At 64.5% G+C, this 20,704-nt stretch carries 20 protein-coding genes; 11 read left to right on the top strand and 9 right to left on the bottom strand.

Translation table 11 applies throughout. From position 1 onward, the window contains the following. The first annotated feature begins 1 nt into the window (after position 1). Complete coding sequence (locus AC0L3P_RS36655) at positions 2–1,327, top strand: MATE family efflux transporter (RefSeq protein ID WP_473308991.1); 1,326 nt, start codon at positions 2–4, stop codon at positions 1,325–1,327. Positions 1,328–1,459: 132 nt separating this feature from the next. Here AC0L3P_RS36655 and AC0L3P_RS36650 read toward each other — a convergent pair whose 3' ends face one another. Further along, positions 1,460–2,557 carry a quinone-dependent dihydroorotate dehydrogenase gene (locus tag AC0L3P_RS36650; protein WP_473308990.1) on the bottom strand — a complete coding sequence of 366 codons (1,098 nt, stop codon included), beginning with the start codon at positions 2,555–2,557 and terminating at the stop codon, positions 1,460–1,462. After that, positions 2,554–2,898, bottom strand: a complete 345-nt coding sequence (locus tag AC0L3P_RS36645; protein WP_473308989.1) for a DUF952 domain-containing protein — start codon at positions 2,896–2,898, stop codon at positions 2,554–2,556. Before AC0L3P_RS36645 ends, AC0L3P_RS36650 begins: the two co-directional genes overlap by 4 nt. A 204-nt stretch (positions 2,899–3,102) precedes the next feature. Between AC0L3P_RS36645 and AC0L3P_RS36640 the strand changes: the two genes are divergently transcribed. Beyond that, positions 3,103–3,756, top strand: a complete 654-nt coding sequence (locus tag AC0L3P_RS36640; protein ID WP_473308988.1) for a S24 family peptidase — start codon at positions 3,103–3,105, stop codon at positions 3,754–3,756. A gap of 93 nt (positions 3,757–3,849) precedes the next feature. Further along, positions 3,850–4,596 carry a carbonic anhydrase gene (locus tag AC0L3P_RS36635; RefSeq protein WP_473308987.1) on the top strand — a complete coding sequence of 249 codons (747 nt, stop codon included), beginning with the start codon at positions 3,850–3,852 and terminating at the stop codon, positions 4,594–4,596. Between the two features lie 196 nt (positions 4,597–4,792). Here AC0L3P_RS36635 and AC0L3P_RS36630 read toward each other — a convergent pair whose 3' ends face one another. The 5 genes from AC0L3P_RS36630 to AC0L3P_RS36610 all read right to left on the bottom strand — a co-directional run bounded on the left by AC0L3P_RS36630 (position 4,793) and on the right by AC0L3P_RS36610 (position 9,153). After that, positions 4,793–6,436, bottom strand: a complete 1,644-nt coding sequence (locus tag AC0L3P_RS36630; protein WP_027570003.1) for a lysine--tRNA ligase — start codon at positions 6,434–6,436, stop codon at positions 4,793–4,795. A 180-nt stretch (positions 6,437–6,616) separates the two neighbouring features. Continuing rightward, the gene (locus AC0L3P_RS36625; RefSeq protein ID WP_473308986.1) at positions 6,617–7,552 is read right to left on the bottom strand and encodes a transporter substrate-binding domain-containing protein; all 936 of its coding nucleotides are present in this window, start codon (positions 7,550–7,552) and stop codon (positions 6,617–6,619) included. Between the two features lie 92 nt (positions 7,553–7,644). Further along, complete coding sequence (locus AC0L3P_RS36620; RefSeq protein WP_354207554.1) at positions 7,645–8,235, bottom strand: SCO family protein; 591 nt, start codon at positions 8,233–8,235, stop codon at positions 7,645–7,647. Positions 8,236–8,259: 24 nt separating this feature from the next. Continuing rightward, positions 8,260–8,454 carry a hypothetical protein gene (locus tag AC0L3P_RS36615; RefSeq protein WP_473308985.1) on the bottom strand — a complete coding sequence of 65 codons (195 nt, stop codon included), beginning with the start codon at positions 8,452–8,454 and terminating at the stop codon, positions 8,260–8,262. Between the two features lie 228 nt (positions 8,455–8,682). Then, positions 8,683–9,153, bottom strand: a complete 471-nt coding sequence (locus AC0L3P_RS36610; protein WP_473308984.1) for a hypothetical protein — start codon at positions 9,151–9,153, stop codon at positions 8,683–8,685. 293 nt (positions 9,154–9,446) lie between these two features. On the opposite strand from AC0L3P_RS36610, the gene AC0L3P_RS36605 reads away from it, so the two are divergent. From AC0L3P_RS36605 to AC0L3P_RS36590, 4 genes are all read left to right on the top strand, one after another. Further along, positions 9,447–11,105 (top strand): FAD-binding dehydrogenase, encoded by a 1,659-nt coding sequence (locus AC0L3P_RS36605; protein WP_473308995.1) that lies wholly within the window; start codon positions 9,447–9,449, stop codon positions 11,103–11,105. A 3-nt stretch (positions 11,106–11,108) separates the two neighbouring features. After that, complete coding sequence (locus AC0L3P_RS36600) at positions 11,109–12,026, top strand: extracellular catalytic domain type 1 short-chain-length polyhydroxyalkanoate depolymerase (RefSeq protein WP_473308983.1); 918 nt, start codon at positions 11,109–11,111, stop codon at positions 12,024–12,026. A gap of 115 nt (positions 12,027–12,141) precedes the next feature. Then, the gene (locus tag AC0L3P_RS36595; RefSeq protein ID WP_007599359.1) at positions 12,142–12,492 is read left to right on the top strand and encodes a RidA family protein; all 351 of its coding nucleotides are present in this window, start codon (positions 12,142–12,144) and stop codon (positions 12,490–12,492) included. 109 nt (positions 12,493–12,601) lie between these two features. Beyond that, positions 12,602–12,967 carry a nuclear transport factor 2 family protein gene (locus tag AC0L3P_RS36590; protein ID WP_027569996.1) on the top strand — a complete coding sequence of 122 codons (366 nt, stop codon included), beginning with the start codon at positions 12,602–12,604 and terminating at the stop codon, positions 12,965–12,967. A gap of 73 nt (positions 12,968–13,040) precedes the next feature. On the opposite strand, the gene AC0L3P_RS36585 is transcribed toward AC0L3P_RS36590, so the two are convergent. Beyond that, positions 13,041–13,961 (bottom strand): amino acid ABC transporter substrate-binding protein, encoded by a 921-nt coding sequence (locus tag AC0L3P_RS36585; protein ID WP_473308982.1) that lies wholly within the window; start codon positions 13,959–13,961, stop codon positions 13,041–13,043. 12 nt (positions 13,962–13,973) lie between these two features. Continuing rightward, positions 13,974–15,269 carry a dicarboxylate/amino acid:cation symporter gene (locus tag AC0L3P_RS36580; protein WP_275172795.1) on the bottom strand — a complete coding sequence of 432 codons (1,296 nt, stop codon included), beginning with the start codon at positions 15,267–15,269 and terminating at the stop codon, positions 13,974–13,976. Positions 15,270–15,476: 207 nt separating this feature from the next. Between AC0L3P_RS36580 and AC0L3P_RS36575 the strand changes: the two genes are divergently transcribed. From AC0L3P_RS36575 to AC0L3P_RS36560, 4 genes are all read left to right on the top strand, one after another. Then, a complete protein-coding gene (locus AC0L3P_RS36575; protein WP_473308981.1) occupies positions 15,477–16,478 on the top strand; it encodes an NADP-dependent oxidoreductase in 1,002 nt (333 codons plus the stop codon). 154 nt (positions 16,479–16,632) lie between these two features. Beyond that, the gene (locus AC0L3P_RS36570; RefSeq protein WP_473308980.1) at positions 16,633–17,493 is read left to right on the top strand and encodes a cysteine rich repeat-containing protein; all 861 of its coding nucleotides are present in this window, start codon (positions 16,633–16,635) and stop codon (positions 17,491–17,493) included. A gap of 264 nt (positions 17,494–17,757) precedes the next feature. After that, positions 17,758–18,897, top strand: a complete 1,140-nt coding sequence (locus AC0L3P_RS36565) for an FAD-dependent monooxygenase (protein ID WP_219684556.1) — start codon at positions 17,758–17,760, stop codon at positions 18,895–18,897. Beyond that, entirely contained in the window at positions 18,894–20,507 is a 1,614-nt protein-coding gene (locus tag AC0L3P_RS36560) for a benzoate-CoA ligase family protein (RefSeq protein ID WP_473308979.1), read from the top strand. Before AC0L3P_RS36565 ends, AC0L3P_RS36560 begins: the two co-directional genes overlap by 4 nt. Positions 20,508–20,704 lie beyond the last annotated feature (197 nt).

Here is a 20,704-nt window from a genome sequence, read left to right as displayed (position 1 = left end):
CATGCACGCACCCGTTCACTTGAAGATCGGCTCCCGTCAGGTCTTCGCCATCGCAGGCCCCGCGATGGTCGCGAACCTCACCACGCCACTGATCGGCGTGGTCTCGACCACCGCAATCGGACGGCTGGATGATGCCGCGCTGCTCGGCGGCGTCGCCATCGCGTCCGTTATCTTCGATTGCCTGTTCTGGCTGTTCGGATTCCTGCGCATGAGCACGCTCGCTTTCACGGCGCAGGCGCTCGGTGCCGGCGAGACGCGCGAGCTGACCGCGATCCTGGTGCGCGGCCTGATCGTCGCCGGGTTGGTCGGGATAGCCCTGATCGCGCTCCAACTGCCGCTGGCCGCCGTGCTGTTCGACCTGATGGGCGGCAGCGAGGGCGTCACGCGCGCGGCAAAAACCTACTTCGTGATCCGGATCTGGTCGGCGCCGCTGGCGCTCGCCAATTACGTCATCCTCGGCTGGCTGGTCGGCCAAGCCCGCGCCAATCCGGCGCTCGCGCTCCAGGTCGTCATCAATCTCGTCAACGCGGCGGCGACGATCCTGCTGGTGCTGGTCTACGACACCGGCATCGCGGGTGCTGCGATCGCGGCGCTGCTGTCCGAAGCGGCCGGATTCGGGCTCGGCGTGATGGTCTGCCGCCGTTATGCGGACGGCGGGTTCGCGGTGCCATACGCAGAGCTGTTCGACCGGGCCAAGCTGATGCGGCTGCTGGCGGTGAATTCCGACATCCTGATCCGCACCGCGGCGCTGATCGCCGTGTTTCTGTTTTTCACCGCCAAGGGCGCGCGGGCCGGCGACGTCACGCTGGCCGCCAATTCCGTGCTCAACAATTTTCTGCTGGTCAGCGCCTTCTTCCTCGATGGTCTTGCCAACGCAGCCCAGCAGCTTTGCGGCCGTACGCTCGGCGCACGCGACGCCAGGGGATTTGCGGATTCGACCCGGCTGGTGCTGCTATGGGGGCTCGGCTTCGCGCTGGTCGTGTCCGCGCTGTTCGCTCTGTTTGGGCCGAACTTGATCGATTTCATGACGGCGAGCGAAAGCGTCCGTCGCGGCGCGCGGGAATTCCTGCCGTTCGTCGTGCTTGCGCCCATTCCCGGCGTGTTCGCCTTCGGCTTCGACGGCATCTATATCGGCGCGACCTGGGCGCGCGAGATGCGCAATCTGATGCTGGCCTCGCTCGCGATCTTCCTCGCCACATGGTGGGCGCTGCAATCGTTCGGCAATGCCGGGCTGTGGAGCGCGCTGATCGCCTCCTATGTCTCGCGCGGCGGCTTGCAGGCCGCGCGCTATCCGGCGCTGTACAGGAAGACGTTTTCGAAATCGTAACTCTCGTGTCCCGGACGCGCTGCAGCGTGAAGCGCTGCTGCGCAGAGCCGGGACCCAGAATGCCGCCGAGATGGGCCGCGGTTCAGCAGCGCATCACTGACGTGCTGCGCTGCGCCCGGGGCACGAGACCGCCTACATCCCCGGCCAGTCTTCCGCCGTCAGCGTGGCGGCGTCGGAGCCGACGATCTCGGAGAGAGAATCCCGTCCCGTTCGCAATAGCGTCGAGGCGAGGTCGCGCTTGATCTCGTCGACGAGGCCGAGGCCCTTGTAGACCAGCGACGAATAGAGCTGGATCAGGCTCGCGCCGGCGCGGATCTTCGTCAGCGCGGCGCCGCCCGAATCCACGCCGCCGACGCCGATCAGGGGGAATGCGGCCTCGACGCGCACATAGGTCTCCGCGACCATCCGTGTCGACAGCCGGAACAGCGGCCGGCCGGACAGGCCGCCCTGTTCCTTGGCGCGCATCTCCTCGCGCAGCGTGCTCGGCCGCGCGATCGTGGTGTTCGACACGATCATGCCGTCGACCCGGCGCGAGCGCGCGACCTGCACGACGTCATCGAGCTGGGCGAGGCTCAAATCCGGCGCGATCTTGAGCAGCACCGGCGTATCGCCGGCGCTCTCGCGCACCCGCTCGCGCGCGTCGATCACCCTGGCGAGGAGATCGTCGAGCAGCGCGCCTTCCTGCAAATTGCGCAGGCCCGGCGTGTTCGGCGAGGAGACGTTGACGGTGAAATAGCTCGCGACCGGCGCAAAGGTCTCGATCAGCTTGACGTAGTCATTGACGCGATCAGGCGAATCCTTGTTGGCGCCGACATTGACGCCGACGATGCCGCCGTGCTGCGCGCGCGCCGCGAGCCGGCGCAGGGCGGTCTCCGCGCCGTCATTGTTGAAGCCCATGCGGTTGATCACGGCCTCGTCGCGCTCCAGACGAAACAGCCGCGGTCGCGGATTGCCGCTTTGCGGTTTCGGCGTCACCGAGCCGATCTCGACGAAGCCGAAGCCGAGCCGCAGCAGCGCATCCGGCACTTCGGCGCTCTTGTCGAAGCCCGCGGCCATGCCGATCGGATTGGGGAAGTTGAGCCCGAACGCACGCACCGCGAGCTTGGGATCGTCAGCGTGCGGCTTGCCCGGCGGCAGGAAGCGCAGGCCCTGGATCGCGAGGCGATGCGCATCCTCGGGATCGAGCCAACGCAACACCGGCAGCGAGAGAGCGTCGAAAGCGCGGATCACCGGGCAAGCTCCGGAACATCGTGGCCGCCGTCGGAGCGCGTGTTGAGGTTCATCACGGCAATCACCGCGCCAAGATCGAGCTCGCCGTAGAGATGCGGAAACAGCTCCTCATTGCGCGAACGCTCCCAGCGCAATGCGCTGCCGAGCGCGTCGCCGTCGACCTCGACCAGGAACAGCGCGCGCTGCCCGAGATAATGCTTGCGCAGGGTCTCGGGAACCTGGGCGGCGGTCGAGAAATGGATGAATCCGTCGCGCGAATCGTCCGCGCTGCCGCGGTAGACACCCTGCCGTTCCGCCTCACGCCAGGCCGAGGCCGGACAGATTTTGTAGATCTTGACCACCGCTTACGCAGCCCTGTTTGCCCGTGGAGACAGCTCTTTGAGTCTCTTGGGGATTTTCGTCTCTCGTGGGTCTTTGAATCCCGGGCGGGACCGTAAAGGCCACCCCTGCCGAACTCAAGACTTAGACGCCGCCTCTTGCACGAAAAGCGGAAAACCGGTTGATTTGAGGATAGTTTTCCTGAGTTGCGACGGGCTGGACCTTCCATGGTCAAGCAGGCCAAAGCGCAGAGGATGCTCACCCACGACCAGATCTGGGGTGCACTGGATCGGCTGGCGGAGCGTGCCGGGCTGTCGCCGTCCGGCCTCGCCAAGCGCGCCGGGCTCGATCCCACCACCTTCAACAAGTCCAAGCGCGTCACCTCCGACGGCCGCGAGCGCTGGCCGTCGACCGAATCGATCGCGAAAGCGCTGGCGGCGGCAGATTCCTCGATCGACACCTTTGCCAGGCTGGTCGGCGATGAAGCAGACGGCTGCCGCTCGGTGCCGCTGCTCGGCTTCGCGCTGGCAGGCGCGAGCGGCGCCTTCGACGAGTCCGGCTTTCCCGTCGGCAAGGGCTGGACCGAATTTGCCCTTCCCGCCGCCGAGGGCAACCACACCTTCGCGCTGCAGATTACCGGCGAAGCGCTTGCGCCCGCCTATCGCGACGGGGACATCATCCTGGTCGCGCCCGGCGCGCCGATCCACAAAGGGGATCGCGTAGTGGTGAAGACCAAGGCGGGCGAGGTGACGGTGGCGACGCTGAAGCGCCGCACGGCAAAGGCTCTGGATTTGCAGCCGCTCGATCCCTCCCAGGCCGAGCGGACGATGGCAGCGAGCGAGGTCGGCTGGATCGCGCGGATCGTGTGGGCAAGCCAGTGATCGCGTCTCGCCTGGCAGCCTTGCGACTCAGCATCTCTCTCGCATAGGTTGCCGCCACTCATTGACGAGCAAATTCATGTTAGGGGGAATATGATGAATCGCCGTCACGCATTGAAGGCCCTCGCGGGTCTTGCGCTTTGTCCGCTCTGCAAGCCGGCCTTCGCCGCCGAAGGTGCGCATTGGAGCTATGAAGGCGCCGGCGCCAAATGGGGCGAGCTCGACGCGGCCAACAAGGCCTGCGCGGTCGGCCTGCAACAATCGCCGATCGACATCGAGGCGACGGTCAAATCGCAATTGCCCGCGCTGAAGCTGAACTGGGGCAAGAGCGCCGACACCATCGTCAACAACGGGCACACGATCCAGCTCAACTTCAGCGAGGGCAGCACGCTCACGCTCGGCGACGTCAAATACAAGTTGCTCCAGGTGCATTTCCACCGCCCGAGCGAGCACATGATCGGCGGCAAGAATTTTCCGATGGAGGCGCATTTCGTCCATCGCAACGAGGCCGGCGGGCTCGCCGTGGTCGGCGTGCTGATGGCCGAGGGCAAGCCGAACCCGGCCTTCGGCAAGATCGTCAAGACCATGCCGGCCGCGGAAGGCCCCGCCGTGAAGGCGGATACGACCATCGATCCCCACGCCATGCTGCCCACGAAGCTCAGCTACTTCCGCTATCCCGGCTCGCTGACGACGCCGCCCTGTTCGGAGGTCGTCGAATGGCTGCTGCTGACCAACCCGATCCAGGTGTCGGCCACCGACGTCGCCGCGTTCGCAAAGCTCTATCCGATGAACGCGCGCCCGGTGCAGAAGGACAACCGACGCTACGTGCTGCGGTCGATCTGAGCGGGGGCTGAAGGTCCGAACCCAACCAAATTGTCGTCCCGGCGAAGGCCGGGACCCATAACCACAGGGAGAAGTTGGGCGGAGGATCGAAGTTGCGCTTCGGTACGACGACCGTCGCTACCCGACAGATCACGCGGTATGGGTCCCGGCCTTCGCCGGGACGACGTGGTAGAAACATCCCGTTCCTACAACACCGCTACGCGCTCCGCGCCAGCGCGCCGTCGATCATGTTGACCGCGTTCTGCACGCCATACACCGCGACAAAGGAGCCGAAGCGCGGGCCCTTCTCCTGGCCGAGCAGCACCTGGTAGAGCATGTTGAACCAGTCGAGTGTCACGCCGGGACGGCCGTCCTTGCCCTTCTTGACCTGGTCGAGGAACGGCTCGCGGCGGCCGATCTCGTAGACGACGTTCTGGATGTCCTCGGCCGAGGCGTCCTGCGGAAGCTGCGATAATGCATCCCGCAAATCCTGCAGCGCCGCGCGCTCAGTCTCGGTCGGTTCGCGGAACGTCTTCGTCGGCGCGACGAAGTCGCGATAATAATTGATGGCATAGCCGACCATCGCATCGAGCTTGGGATGCGTCTGCGGGCTCACGCCGGGCCGGTAGCGCCCAATGAAACCCCACAGCGTCTCGGCATTCTCGGCATTGGACGACGACACCAGCGTCAGCAAGAGCTGGAACGTGACGGGCATGTCGAACTTCGGCGGATGGCCGCTATGGACGTGCCAGACCGGATTGCCGAGCTGCTGCTTGGCGTCCTGCTTGGCAAAACCGTCGATGAACTGCTGGTAGTCGTCGACGTTGCGCGGGATGACGTCGAAATACAGCCGCTTGGCCGCCTTCGGCTCGCGATACATGAACAGCGACAGCGATTCCGGCGAGGCGTAACGCAGCCATTCGTCGATGGTGAGGCCGTTGCCCTTCGACTTCGAGATCTTCTGGCCCTTGTCGTCGAGGAAGAGCTCGTAGTTGAAACCTTCCGGCGGCGTGGCGCCGAGCGCCCTCGCGATCGCGCCGGAGAGTTTGACCGAGTCGATCAGATCCTTGCCGGCCATCTCGTAATCGACGCCGAGCGCGACCCAGCGCATCGCCCAGTCGGCCTTCCATTGGCACTTGACGTTGCCGCCGGTGACGGGCGTCTCGACTTCCTGGTTGGTATCGGGATCGAGATAGGTCACCGTGCCGGCTGCAACGTCGCGGCGGATCATCGGCACCTGGAGCACGACACCCGTGGTCTTGCTGATCGGCAGAAACGGCGAATAGGTCGCGCGGCGGTCGGGTCCGAGCGTGGGCAGGATGATCGCCATCACCTTGTCGTAGGCAGCTAACATCTTGAGCAGCGTCGCGTCGAAACGGCCGGACGTGTAATAGTCGGTCGAGCTCGCGAATTCGTAGTCGAACCCGAAATGATCGAGGAAGGCGCGCAGCCGCGCATTGTTGTGGTGCCCGAACGACGGGTACTCGTTGGAGAACGGATCCGGCACGCGCGTCAGCGGCTTGCCGAGATGCGCGGCCAGCATCTCCTTGTTCGGCACGTTGTCGGGCACTTTCCGAAACCCGTCCATGTCGTCGGAGAACGCGAGCAGGCGTGTCTTGATCTTGTTCTCGGTCAGCACATGAAAAGCGTGCCGCACCATCGAGGTGCGCGCGACCTCGCCGAAGGTGCCGATATGCGGCAGGCCTGATGGCCCGTAGCCGGTCTCGAACAGCACCTCGTCCTTCGGGCTTTTCTTCAGCCGCGCAACAATGGCCTTCGCCTGCTCGAACGGCCAGGCGTTGGATTGTTCGGCGAGCGCACGCAGATCGCTCGGGTTCGCGGCAAGATCGATAACGGACATCTAAGGGGCCTCCGGGCCGCGGAAAATAGCGATTTCCGGGCAGAATGCAATTTTGCGGGGCGGGCAACCGCACCCACCGTCATTGCGAGCGAAGCGAAGCAATCCAGAATCTTTCCGCAGAAACAGCCTGGATTGCTTCGTCGCTGCGCTCCTCGCAATGACGACGAGGAGCCAGCGAAGCTAAAACGGGCTCACCGAGAAATACCGCAGCCACAAATCCGTGTAGCGGCCCTTTTCCCAGACGCGAAACATCGCCCAGTTCAGGGCCTGGCGCAGCACGTCGTTGCCCTTGCGCACGGCGATGCCGATGCCTTCGCCGAAGAAACGGCTCTCGACGAAGGGACCGCCGGAGAAGGCGCAGCAATCGCCGGAATCGGTGCCGTTGATCCAGAACGCGAGCGCGATGGCGTCGCCGAAGATGAAATCGACCTCGCCCTTGCGCAAGGCGGCGCGCACGGCATCGTCGTTGGGATAGGGGTGCAGCTCGGCGTCCGTGAACATCGCCTTGAGATAGGCTTCATGCGCGGAGCCGGCGATGACGCCGACCTTCTTGCCTTCGAGATATTCGGGCCTGATCTCAGGCATCACCGCGTCCTTGCGCGAAGCGAAGCGCGCCGGCACGCGATAATAGGGATCGGTGAAGTCGACCCGGGCGCGGAGCTGCGGGCTCACCGCCATCGAGGCGATGATGGCGTCGCCGCGGTTGGAGGCGAGCGCATCGACCAGCGTCTCGAAGCGGCGCATCTGCACCGTGCAGGTGACCTTGATCTCCTCGCAGAGAGCGCGGGCGAAGTCGACGTTGAAGCCGGCCGGATTGCCGTCGGCGCCGGTGTAATTGAACGGCGGATAGTCGGTCTCGGTCAGAAAACGGATCACGGTCAGGCGCGACAGATCCGGCCGCTCCGGCCGCCGCCGCGGGTCCCAGAAGCCCGGCACGGCCTGCGGCGCCGCCTGGGGCGCGACCTGAGGTGAGGCTTGCGGCGCCGCTGGGGGCTGCTTGGCCGGGGCCTGCGCCTTGGCGCCAGGCAGGCCCGCGAGCAGGCAGACGCCGGCGACCAACCCGGTCAGCAAGCCACGGGCGGATTTGGACGATTTCGCCTGTTGCGATGGAGCCATCGGCTGAAAATGAACGAATTTCGTTGGGATCGGAGGGCCTTATAGCCCATCCGGCCGGGAACGCGAGCGCGGATTGCAGCTAATAGGGGAGCCTACAGATACCGCTTCAACTCCACCGCGGCCTCTTCCGGCGTGCGCTTCAGGTTGAACGGTGAGACGAAGCGGCCGTCGCGGTCCATCAGATAGATCAGCGCGGTGTGGTCCATGGTGTAGTCGCCGTCCTTGGTCGGGACCTTCTTGGCATAGACCCGGTAGGAGGTGATCACCTTGGCGGTCTCGGCAGGATCGCCGCTGAGGCCTTCGAGGTGCGGGTCGAAGCTCGACAGATAATCCTTCATCGCCGCTGGCGTATCGCGCTCGGGATCGACCGAGATGAAGACGGCATTGACCTTGTCGGCGTCCTTGCCCATCGCGCGCAGCACTTCCGAGATCTCGAACAGCGAGGTCGGGCAGACGTCGGGGCAATGGGTGTAGCCGAAGAAGATCAGGGTCGGCTTGCCCTTGAGGTTCTTGTCGGTGACGGCCTTGCCGTTCTGGTCGGTGAGCTGGAACGGGCCGCCGATCGCGGCCGGCTGCACCACCTTGCCGACCCCGCCCATGGCCCAGAATACGATCAGGAGCCCAAGGACCAGGCTTGCGGCGAAGGCGGTCGCAATCACCAGCGGACGGGCGGCGGAGCTCATGGGCGAAAAACTTCCTGTCGCGGGTCAGAAGCAGGCGGCGAAACCGGTCCTGATCATTTCGAAGAACACCTGGCTGCCGTAGTGGAACCAGAGCGCGAGCGCCCCGAGCACGACCAGGCCGCCGACGCCAGCACCCGCCAACAGCAGCACGACCGGCATCCGGCCGGCAGTGGGCGAATTGTCCGATACGGGCTGGGCGGGGTGCAGTGGTTGAGCCATGACAACGATCGGGGTGAAGGGTTCCCTGCCGTTCAAATAGGCGCTGGGGCGGGGCCGGGCAAGCGCGGTGGGCGGGCCGGAGATCATGTAGCGCGGAGGTTCTCGTCATACCCGGGCTTGTCCCGGGCATCCACGTATTAGTTCGCCCAGTCCAAAAACGGAGATGGCCGGGTCAAGCCCGGCCATGACGAAGGATAGAGATCAGCGCTGAAAACGACCGAATGCGGCCTACCGCGACGACGGCTTGTTGGCCGAGGCCTGCGCGTCGAGGTAGCAGGGCTTGTACATGGCCTGGAGCTGCCTGCCCTTCAGAAAGAGCATATGCGGGGTGAGGCCGCCGCGCTGATTGATCCAGCGCTTCACCTGCGAGGGATACATCGCATAGAGCATCTGGGTCGCTTCGGTATTGGTGACGGCGCGGCCGTTGCTGCCGAAATCCCACGCTGCGTGGAAGCCCAGTGTCGCGTGCGAGGTCACGCAGATGCGGTCAGGCGGGATAGCGCCGAGGACGATGGTGCAGGCAGAGGCGCAGAGACCGTCGATGATGACGGTATCGCCTGACTGTCGCAGGTCCTGGTATTTGTCGACGTAGGTTCCGATTCGGCCGCCGCGGTCATCCGCGATCCGAACCACTGCCTGAGAAGCGCCAATGCTCGCGATCAGGAGAACCGCCGCAAGCAACCCCGTCAGAAACTTCATTGGCCCCCGCCCCAGTCGAATTCGAATCTGTGTGTCAGGTGGTGATGCCCTGCTAGGGTCTGTCGTAACCGCGGTTTTGTCTAGGCATGCCGGCTCGTTCAAAACAAATTCAAATCCAGTGTTGCGCCGGCGCTGCACTCGGGCGCTCTTTTTCCCGAAGTGGAACAAGTTAACGATGTCTTACGCGCCACACTCTTGATCTCAGTTGCAACCGCCGGCTTCAATCCGGGCAACTACAGGGGGGAACCTGTGGAGGGGGAAACACATGCAGGGGAAAACACATGGCCGAACGGATGACTGAAGAGACTGACGTCATCGTTGTCGGCGCAGGACTGTCGGGCCTCGTGGCCGCAACCGAGATTGCGGATGCCGGCAAGCGCGTGATCGTGGTCGACCAGGAGGGCGAGCAGTCGGTCGGCGGCCAGGCGTTCTGGTCGTTCGGCGGTTTGTTCCTGGTCGATTCGCCGGAGCAGCGCCGGCTCGGCATCAAGGACTCCTTCGACCTTGCGATGCAGGACTGGCTCGGCACCGCCGGCTTCGACCGTGACGAGGATTTCTGGCCGCGGCAATGGGCCGAGGCCTATGTGGCCTTCGCGGCCGGCGAAAAGCGTGCCTGGCTGCGCGCGATGGGCCATCGCATCTTTCCCGTGGTCGGATGGGCCGAGCGCGGCGGCTATGACGCCATGGGCCACGGCAATTCAGTGCCGCGCTTTCATGTCACCTGGGGCACCGGGCCCGGCATCGTCGAGCCGTTCGAGCGCCGCGCGCGCGAGGCCGTCAAAAGCGGTCGGCTGACCTTTCGGTTCCGCCATCGCGTCGATGCGCTCTCGATCACCAACGGCACGGTGGATGGCGTCGGCGGCGCCATTCTCGCCCCCGACAATGTCGAGCGCGGCAAGAGCTCATCGCGCAACGTCGTCGGCGAGTTTGCGTTGAAGGCGCAAGCCGTGATCGTGGCGTCCGGCGGCATCGGCGGCAATCACGAACTGGTCCGGCAGAACTGGCCGAAGCGGCTCGGCGAGCCGCCGAAATTCATGATCTCCGGCGTGCCCGAGCATGTCGACGGCCGCATGATCGGCATCACCGAGGCATCAGGCGCGCGGCTGATCAACCGCGACCGCATGTGGCATTATGTCGAAGGCATCCAGAACTGGTCACCGATCTGGCCGCGCCACGGCATCCGCATCCTGCCCGGCCCCTCCTCGATGTGGTTCGACGCCACCGGCACGCGATTGCCGGCGCCGTTGTTTCCCGGCTCCGACACCCTCGGCCAGCTCCAATACATCATGTCCACCGGGTACGAATATTCCTGGTTCATCCTGACCCAGAGCATCATCAAGAAGGAGTTTGCGCTGTCGGGCTCGGAGCAGAATCCCGACCTCACCGGCAAGAGCTGGCGCATGACGATCAAGCGCGCCACCAACAAGGGCGCGCCGGCGCCGGTGGAAGCGTTCAAAAGCCATGGTGTCGACTTCATCGTGCGCGACAAGATCGAGGATCTCGTTGCGGCCATGAACAAGCTGGCCGGTAGCGACCTCCTCAAGCTCGAGCATATCAAGATGCAGATCGAGGCGCGCGACCGTGAAATCGCCAACCCTTACGTCAAGGATGCGCAGGTGATGAACATCCACAATGCGCGGCGCTATATCGGCGATAGGCTGATCCGCACCGCCTCCCCTCACCGCATCCTCGATCCCGCGCAAGGGCCGCTGATCGCGGTCAAGCTCAACATCCTCACCCGCAAGACGCTGGGCGGTTTCGAGACCGACCTCTCTTCGCGCGTGTTCGGCGACGAGGGCAGCGTCATCCCCGGCCTCTATGCAGTGGGCGAAGCCGCCGGCTTCGGCGGCGGTGGCGTGCACGGCTATCGCTCGCTGGAAGGCACGTTCCTCGGCGGCTGCCTGTTCTCGGGTCGCAATGCGGGCCGCGCCGCGGCGCAGGCCGTGGGCTAGATCATGGGGCGGCGGATGCGCATCGCGGCGTTTGTTGCGGCATTGGCCGCCGCCCCGGCTGCGTCCGCCGATACGATCGACATCGACGGCGTGAAGCGGTCCTACGCTGTGCAATTGCCGGCAAAGCGGCTCGTGCCGCTCGTGGTCGTGCTGCATGGCAAGACCCAGCGCGGCGCCGACATGATGACGCGGACGGCGTGGCCGCAGGTCGCAAAGCGCGAAGGGTTCGCCGTGGTCTTTCCTGATGGCCTCAACCACGCATGGGCCGATGCGAGGACCAAGGCGGGACCGGCGCTCCGTGGCCCGCCCGCAGGCACCGACGACGTCGCCTTCATCGCCAAACTCGTCGAGAAGCTGGTGGCGAACGGCACCGCCGATCCTCGCCGCGTCTATCTCACCGGGATCTCCAATGGCGGCGCCATGGCGATGACACTGGTCTGCGCCCGCGCCGATCTGTTTGCTGCCGGCGCGAGCGTGAGCATGAACCTCACCGATGAGGCCGCGGTCACGTGCCACCCGTCGCGGCCGCTGCCGATGCTGCTGATGAACGGCACGGCCGATCCGCTGGTCCCCTACGAGGGCGGCCGCGGATCGAGCTATTATGCCGCAGACGGTTTCTGGTCCACCGACGAGACGCTTGCGTTCTGGCGCAAGCTCAACGGCTGCGAGACCGACAATTCCGAGATGACCGATCTGCCCGACAGGGCGCCTACAGACCAGTCCACGGTGACACGGATCTCCTCGCGCTGCCCTGAAGGGCACGACGTCGTGCTTTACCGCATCAATCAAGGCGGTCACCGCATGCCCGGATTTTCTCCGGATGCCCGCTTCCCGAAGGTCGCCGCCAGCTTGCTCGGATCGCAGAACGGCGACATCGACGCCGCCGAGACGATCTGGACGTTCTTCGGCCAGTTTCCTTAAAGCGCAACTCATGCATGGCCAGCGACGCATGCGTGCCTGGCAACGCATGCGTGCCTGGGGTGGCACGGGGCAAGCCGCTGCGCTAGACAGGGCCGCCATTCAAAGGAGACACCCAATGAGCATTCAGCGTCTTGAAACCGGCCCGCGCATGAGCCAGGTCGTCGTGCACGGCAACACCGTCTATCTCGCCGGTGTCGTCGCCAACAACGCCGCCGGCGAAAGCGTGACGAAGCAGACCCAGGACATCCTGGCGACCATCGACAGCCATCTCGCCAAGGCCGGCACCGACAAGTCGAAACTTCTCTCGGCGACGATCTACATCACCGACATGAAGACGTTTGGCGAGATGAACGCGGTGTGGGACGCCTGGGTCTCGCCCGGCAACACGCCGGCACGCGCCACCGTCGAGGCCAAGCTCGCGGCAGCACAATACACCGTCGAGATCATGGTCACGGCGGCGAAGTAACCGCGGAAAATTCACGCGCGCTGATGACCTCAGAGGTAATCGATCAGCGCGCGTGAACCTTCGATAGTCAGGTCAGCCGAACGATACGGCGCCATCGAAGGAGACGACAATGACCGACCCCATCACCATCGCCCGCCGCTACATCGATCTCTGGAACGAACGTGCAGCCGGCCGCCGGCGCGAACTGCTGAGCCAGAACTGGACGGCGGATGCGAGCTATGTCGATCCCCTGATGAAGGGCGACGGCCATGACGGCGTCGACGCGCTGATCGCAGGCGTGCAGCAACGCTTTCCCGACTTCAAGTTCAAGCTGATCGGCGAGCCCAACGGCTACGGCGACCATGTCCGCTTCAGTTGGGGTCTTGGTCCTGATGGCATCGACAGCCCGATCAAGGGGACGGATTTCGCCGTGCTGAAGGACGGCCGCATCAGGAGCATCACGGGATTTCTGGACCAGGTGCCCGCGGGCGCGTGAGGCCGCGCTGATCGTTTGCTAGGCCCTCTCCCCTTGTCAGGGAGAGGGCGAGTTTTCGCTCGTCGCACAAGCGCTAGTTATTCGCGCTCGCGGAATCGTCCATCGCCTTGAAGGCTTCCTCCAGTTGCAGCGAGATCGGCACGTTCAGCCGTTCGCCGGTCGGAAGTCTTGCGGTGAACCATTTGTTGTAGAGCGGAACGAGGTCGTGGTTGGAGCCGAGCTTGCGGAAGGTGCGATCGACCACGGCCGCCAGTTGCGGCTCGCCCTTGCGGAACATGATGCCGTAGGGATCGTAGGACAGGTAATCGCCGGTGACGCGGAATTTGTCCTGTGCCTTGTGGCGCACGATCAGGCTGGACAGCAGGATATCGTCGGTCGCGAACGCGTCGGCCTTGCCGTCGACGAGCATCTGGTACGACTGCTCGTGATCGGCACCGACAACGATGGTCAGTCCCAACGAGGACTTCTTGTCGGCCGCCTGGATCGCCTGCTCGTTGGTGGTGCCCTTCGTCACCACGATAGTCTTACCCTTCAGATCAGTCAGTGATTGGACGCTGGACGCCTTCGGCACCATCAGCTTGGTGCCGGCGACGAACATCAGCGGCGAGAAGGCAACGCGCTTGCCGCGCTCGGCATTCGCCGTCGTCGAGCCGCATTCCAGGTCGATCTTGTTCTGGAGCACGGCGTCGATGCGATCATCCGAGGTGACCTTGACGTAGGCGATCTTGAGATTGGGATCGTCGACCTCGACGCCGATCTCCTCGACGATAGCCTCGCAGAGTTCGAGGCTGTAGCCGATCGGCCGGTTGGCCTGGTCGAGGAAGGAGAACGGCGGCGAGCTCTCGCGATAGCCGAGCCGCACGGTGTGCGCGGTCTTGATGGCTGACAGCGTCGGGCTAAGCCCTTCGCTGCCACCGCTCTGGGCGGAGGCACCCGTGGCCAGCTGGCACGCTGCCAGCAACAGGCCGCCCGATATCGCCATTGAAAGGCGCATGATGCACTCCGATCAATGGCCGGCCATCGCGGGCACTTCGCCGGGGATCATGTCTCCCGGCACGGCGTCGCCCGGTCCAAGCTCGTGCTCGGGCCCGAGCTCGCCTTCCCATTTGGCCACGACCGAGGTCGCGAGCGTGTTGCCGATCACGTTGGTAGCGCTGCGGCCCATGTCGAGGAAGGTATCGATGCCCATGATCATCAACAGCCCCGCCTCGGGGATGCCGAACTGCGACAGCGTCGAGGCGATCACGACCAGGGAGGCGCGCGGCACGCCGGCAACGCCCTTCGAGGTGATCATCAGGGTCGCCAGCATCGCGAGCTGGGTGCCGAGCGGCATGTCGATGTGATAGCTCTGCGCGATGAAGACGCTCGCGAAGGTGCAGTACATCATGGTGCCGTCGAGATTGAAGGAATAGCCGAGCGGCAGCACGAAGCTCGATATCCGCGACGAGGCGCCGAACTTGTTCAGCCCCTCCAGCGTCTTCGGATAGGCCGCTTCAGAGCTCGCGGTGGAGAACGCGATCATCAGCGGCTCGCGGATCAGCTTCAGCAGATGGGCGTAGCGCGGCCCGATCACGATGAAGCCCACGACCACCAGGATGCCCCACAGGATCGCGAGCGAGAGGTAGAAGCCGCCCATGAAGACGATGAGCTTCCAGAGCACCAGCAGGCCGTTCTTGGCAACCGTCGCGGTGATGGCGGCCCAGACAGCGAACGGCGCGAACAGCATCACATAGCCCGTCACTTTGAGCATGATGTGGCCGATATCGTCGATCAGCGCCAGGATCGGCTTGGAGCGCTCGGGCATCGAGCCCATCGCCACCGAGAAGAACACGGCGAAGATCACGATCTGCAGGATCTCGTTCTGCGCCATCGCATCCGCGATCGAGGTCGGGATCAGATGGGTCAGGAATTTTTCGATCGAGAAGGCGGAAACCGGCAGGCCGGTCGACTGCGCCTTGTCGGGCAGCGTACCCGGGAAATTCGCGCCGGGCTGGAGCAGATTGACCATCACGAGGCCGAGCATCAGCGAGACGAAAGAGGCGCTGACGAACCAGCCCATGGTCTTGGCGAAGATGCGGCCGAGCTTGGAGCCTGAGCCCATATGAGCAATGCCGCCGACCAGGGTCGCAAACACCAGCGGCGCGATGATCATCTTGATCAGGCGCAGGAAAATCACGGCGATCAGGTTGATGGACGAGGCCCAGTCGCCCCGCGTGTCGGGCAGGAAATTGTAGATCGCCGCGCCCATGATGATGCCGAGCACCATCGCCACCAGAATGAATTGCGTAAACCTGTTCGACATTGAACACCCCCGCTACACCGACCGCTTCATGATGTCGCAGATATGAAGACTGCGCAACACGCTTGGCGTGCGATCGCCGGGGCGGATGTTCCCGTTGCGAAGCTGGCGCCCGCGATCTAGCTTCATGCAGCGCACAACGAATGCGGCTTGCACGTTTTTCTTGCGGCAACTGCATCAATAATCGTCAAACGACCTAGGGGAAACATCATGAGCGGCAGCGTCAATCGTCAGATTCTTCTGGTGGAAAAGCCCAGCGGCAAGCTCGGCCCCGAGCACTTCAAGATGATCGAAGGTGCGATGCCTGAGCCGAAAGACGGTGAGGCCTTGCTGCGCGTTCGATACATCTCGCTCGACGCCGCCAACCGCGCATGGATGCACGGCGCGACCTATCGTTCAGCAGTCGAAGCCAACAGCGTGATGGCCGGCGGCGCCATCGCCGAGGTCATCAGCTCAAAGGCGCCGGGGCTTGCGCCGGGCGACATCGTGTTCGGCGACACCGGCTGGCAGGAGTTGGCGGCAGTGCCCGCCAAGCATCTCACCAAGATGCCGAAGCTCGAGCCGATGACGCATCTGCTCAGCGTTTTCGGCATCGCCGGCCTCACCGCCTATTTCGGCCTGCTGGAGATCGGCAAGCCCAAGGAGGGCGAGACGGTCGTGGTCTCCGCGGCCGCGGGCTCGGTCGGCTCGATCGTCGGGCAGATCGCGAAGATCAAAGGATGTCGCGTCATCGGCATCGCCGGCGGCGCCGACAAGTGCAATTGGCTGACCTCCGAGCTCGGCTTCGATGCCGCCGTCGACTACAAGGACGGCGCGGTGTTCAAGGCGTTGCGCGCGGCGGCGCCGAAGGGCATCGACGTCTATTTCGACAATGTCGGCGGCGACATTCTCGAAGCCTGCCTGCCGCAGATGAACAATTACGGCCGCATCGCCTGCTGCGGCGCGATCTCGCAATATGACGGCGCGCCCTCGGCACACGGCCCGCGCGGCGTGCCCGGCCTGATCGTGGTGAAGCGGCTCGTCATGCAGGGCTTCATCGTGATGGACTACATGAAGGAAAGCCAGCGTGCGCTCGCCGACCTCCAGGCCTGGGTCACATCCGGCAAGCTGAAGGTGCAGGAGGACATCATCGACGGCCTCGAGAACACGCCGAAGGCGCTGATCGGATTGCTGGCGGGCGAGAACCGCGGCAAACGTATGGTCAAGCTCTGACGACGTAGTTACGTCGCAATTTCGCGGGCATATCTACTTGCGGTGGCAGCCAAAGCGGCCAAAGATATCGCTCGCGAGGCATCACTCGCGATGATTGCGTTTGCATCAGATTTGTAAAACTTCGGCGTTACCGACAGGGCAGGAATTCACTCAGATGTTCAACACGTTGAAACATGCGTCTGCACGCGGGGCGTTGCTGGCGGCGGCTCTCTTCGCAACTGCAGCAGGCGCATTCGCGCAAGCACCGACCGAGGCGCAGAAGAGCGCGATCCGCTCCGCATGCCGCTCGGACTTCATGGCGCACTGCGCGAGCATCAAGCCCGGCGGCGTGGAAGCCTATCAATGCCTGCAGAAGAATATGTCCGGCCTGTCCTCGGGATGCCAAACCGCGGTTCGCGCCGTCGAGCCTGCTGCCGCGCCAAAGACCGAAGCCGCCCCGAAGACCGAGGCTGCACCCAAAGAGGCTGCACCCAAGGCGGAGTCCGCGCCCGCCACGCCGAAGGCTGAAACCGCTCCCGCCGCAAAGCCGGCTGCCGCGGCCGCGCCCAAGGCCGCCGCAGCCACCGCTGCCGCCAAACAGCCGAGCAGCGCGCAGATCGCTGCCGTCAAGAGCGCGTGCCGTGCCGATTATCCCAAGGTGTGCGCCAGCGTGCCGCCGGGCGGCGCGCCCGCACTCGAATGCCTGGAGAAGAACAGGGCAAAGGTTTCGCCGGCCTGCGAGAAGGCCGTGAGCGCCGCGGCAGGTGGCGGTGGCGCGGCAGCAACGGCGGCACCTGCGGGCGCAACCCCTGCGGCGGCAGCAGCACCGGCGGCCGCGCCTGCCGTGATCGTGCTGCGCCCGCTGCGGCCGCGCGAAGAGTTGTTCATCGTCCAGTCCGCATGTCGCGAGGATGTCCGCACGCTATGCGGCAGCGTGGCGCCAGGTGGCGGTCGGATCATCCAATGCGTTGCCAACAATGCCGCTTCGCTGTCGCCCGCCTGCAAGGACGTGCTGGCGCCGTTTGCTGCACGCTAGAGAAGCGAGCCATCCGGCGGTCTGCTGCACCGTGCTCGTAAATGGTGTCTGGGTGAAGCGCTGCGTCTGACGTGCGGATGGCCAAGCCGGCGCGGTTTGGCTATGCTTCGCACGCCACTGCTTCGGACACGCGCCAAACGCGCGTCCGGGCACGAGCTTCGGCGTGCCGCGCGCTTTGCCAATAAATTCCGCTGGCGCGGGAAGCCGGAGCACATTAGTCTACCCCTAGATAGTAAGTATACTGTCAATCAGGGAGGACAGACGTTGCGGATCGCCGTGATTGGCGGGGGGCCCGGTGGACTCTACTTCGCCTATCTCTGGAAGAAGCGTCACCCCGAGGATCAAGTCGACCTGTTCGAACAGAACCCGGCCGACGCGACCTGGGGCTTTGGCGTGGTGTTTTCTGACCAGGCGCTCGAATTCCTGCGTGCTGACGACCCCGAGACGGTCGACGCGATTGCGCCGCACATGGAGAGCTGGGAGAACATCACGCTGAACCTGAGCGGCGACAGCGTCGCCATCGACGGTGTCGGCTTCTCCTCGATCGGTCGGCTCGAACTGCTGCGATTCCTACAGCAGCGCGCGCTCGATGCCGGCGTCACCCCGCGCTTCGACACGCCAATTCATGCGATCGACCAGCTCAACGGCCACGATCTGATCGTCGCCGCCGACGGGCTGAACTCGCTGGTGCGCCGCGCCTTCGAGGGCGATTTCGGCACCTCGCTGTCCTACTCCTCCAACAAGTTCGTCTGGTACGGCACCTCGAAGCGTTTCGACACGCTGTCGCAGACCTTCGTGAAGACGGACCGCGGCGCCTTCAACGCCCATCACTACCGCTATTCGCCGACCATGAGCACGTTCCTGGTCGAATGCGATCATGCGACGTGGCAGGCTTACGGTTTCGCCTACAAGGACGTGGAGCAGTCCAAGGGTGTCTGCGAGGAGGTGTTCGCCGACACGCTCGGCGGCCGCTCGCTGGTCTCCAACAAATCAGTCTGGCGCAACTTCCCCTGGGTCTGGAACGAGCACTGGTCGTTCAAGAACATGGTGCTGCTCGGCGACGCCCTGCACTCGGCGCATTTCTCGATCGGCTCTGGCACGCGGCTCGCGATCGAGGACGCCATTGCGCTGGTCAAGGCGCTGGAATCGGATGCACATCTCTCGACCGCGCTGCATCGCTACCAGGCCGCACGAAAACCGGTGGTGCAGAAGCTCGTCAACGCCGCGCGGACCAGCGCTTTCTGGTACGAGCACTTTGCCCAGCACATGCAGCAAGGCCTGATGGACTTTGCCTATAGCTACATCACCCGCTCCGGCCGCATCGACGACTCCCGCCTGCGCGCGATGTCGCCGGCGTTCATGGCGCGCTACGAAGCCGCCAAAAACGGTGGGGACGAGGCATGAGCGGGCAGATCAACGACCAGGTGCCCGCCGACTGCGCGGGCGCGCGCGAGATCGGCTTTTCCGTTCCGCAGGTCTACAATGCCAGCCGCGTGCTGTTCGACAATCTCGCGAGAGGATGCGGCGACAAGCTCGCGCTCATTGGCCCCGCGGGCACGCGCACCTATGCCGAGCTCTGCGCGGACGCCTGCCGCTGGGGCAACGGCTTTGCGTCACTAGGCCTCAAGCGCGGCGATCGGGTGCTGCTGTTCCTCGACGATACCCCGGCCTATCCCGCCGCGTTCTTCGGCGCGGTGCGCGCCGGCTTCGTGCCGTTGCTGATCAACACGCTGACACCGCCTGATCTGCTGCAATTCTATCTCGCGGATTCCGGCGCCTCTGTTGCGGTGGCGGATGCCGAGTTCTGTGCACGTTTCAACGCCGAGGCCTGCAAGGACACGGCCCTGCATACGCTGGTCGTCGTCCACGGCGCTGCGGGCGATCACGCCTCGCCGAACGCCGTTTCTGCCGCCGGCTGGCTCCCGCAGTTTCCGGTCGAACTCGCGGAAGCCGGTACGCATCGCAACGAGATGGCGTTCTGGATGTACTCGTCCGGATCGACCGGCCGGCCCAAGGGCATCGTGCATCTCCAGCACGACATGGCCTATAGCGAAGTGGCCTTTGCGCAGAACATCTTGAAGCTGACGCCGGACGATATCTGCTTCTCGGTGCCGAAGATTTTCTTCGCCTATGGCTTTGGCAACGCGATCACCTTCCCGTTCTCGGCGGGCGCGACGACGCTGCTGCTGCCGGGGCAGCCGAAGCCCGCGGCGATCTTTTCGGCGATCGAGCAGTATAAGCCGACGGTCTTCTTCGGCCTGCCGACGCTCTATACATCGCTGACCAAGGCCGAGGGTGCCGACAGGACCGACTTCTCGTCACTGCGGATGGCGCTCTCGGCCGCAGAGGTGCTCTCGGCCGACGTCTTCAACGCCTGGAAGACGCTCACCGGTCTCGAGATCGTCGAAGGCCTCGGCTCGACCGAGGCGCTGCACATCTATCTCTCCAACCACCCCGAGCGGAAGAAGCTCGGCGCCGCCGGCCTGCGCGTGCCCGGCTACGAGGTCGCGCTGCGCGACAAGGACGGTCGCGATGTCGCCGACGACGAGGAAGGCATCTTGTGGGTACGCGGTGATTCCAACACGCCGCTGTACTGGAACCGGCCGGACAAATCCGCCGAAACCATTCGCGAGGGCGGCTGGATCTACACCGGCGACCGCTTCGTCCGCGATGCCGACGGCTTTCACTTCTTCCGAGGCCGCGCCGATGATCTCATCAAGATCTCCGGCCAGTGGGTCTACCCGCTCGAGGTCGAGCTGTGCCTCGCCGACCACCCGGACATCCGCGAGTGCGCGGTGTTCGCCGCCGAGCTGCCGGACCGGCGCATGACCCTGAAGGCGGTCGTGGTGATGAACAGCCGCGCCGCCGATCAAAGCGAAGCGACCCGCAGGCTGCAGGATTACGTGAAGGGCAAGCTGCTACCTTACAAATATCCGCGTGAGGTGATCTTCATCGACGAACTGCCGAAGACGGGCACGGGGAAGATCGACCGGCAGGCGCTGCTGCGGATGTGAGGGCAACAGCGCAGCTTCATATTCGCTGTCGTCCCGGCGAAGGCCGGGACCCATAACCACCGAGTTTGGTTTGGCGAAGATAGGCAATGACCTTCTCGCGCTATCACAGGTGCCTCGGCGTATGGGTCCCGGCCTTCGCCGGGACGACACCGAGGATGAGGCGCCGCTATCGTCACAAACTCGCGCTCACCCCGCCT

Source organism: Bradyrhizobium sp. WSM4874 (genome assembly GCF_055811835.1).
The sequence above is the reverse complement of the archived record's forward strand: the minus strand, read 5'-3'. Positions and strand labels throughout refer to the sequence as shown.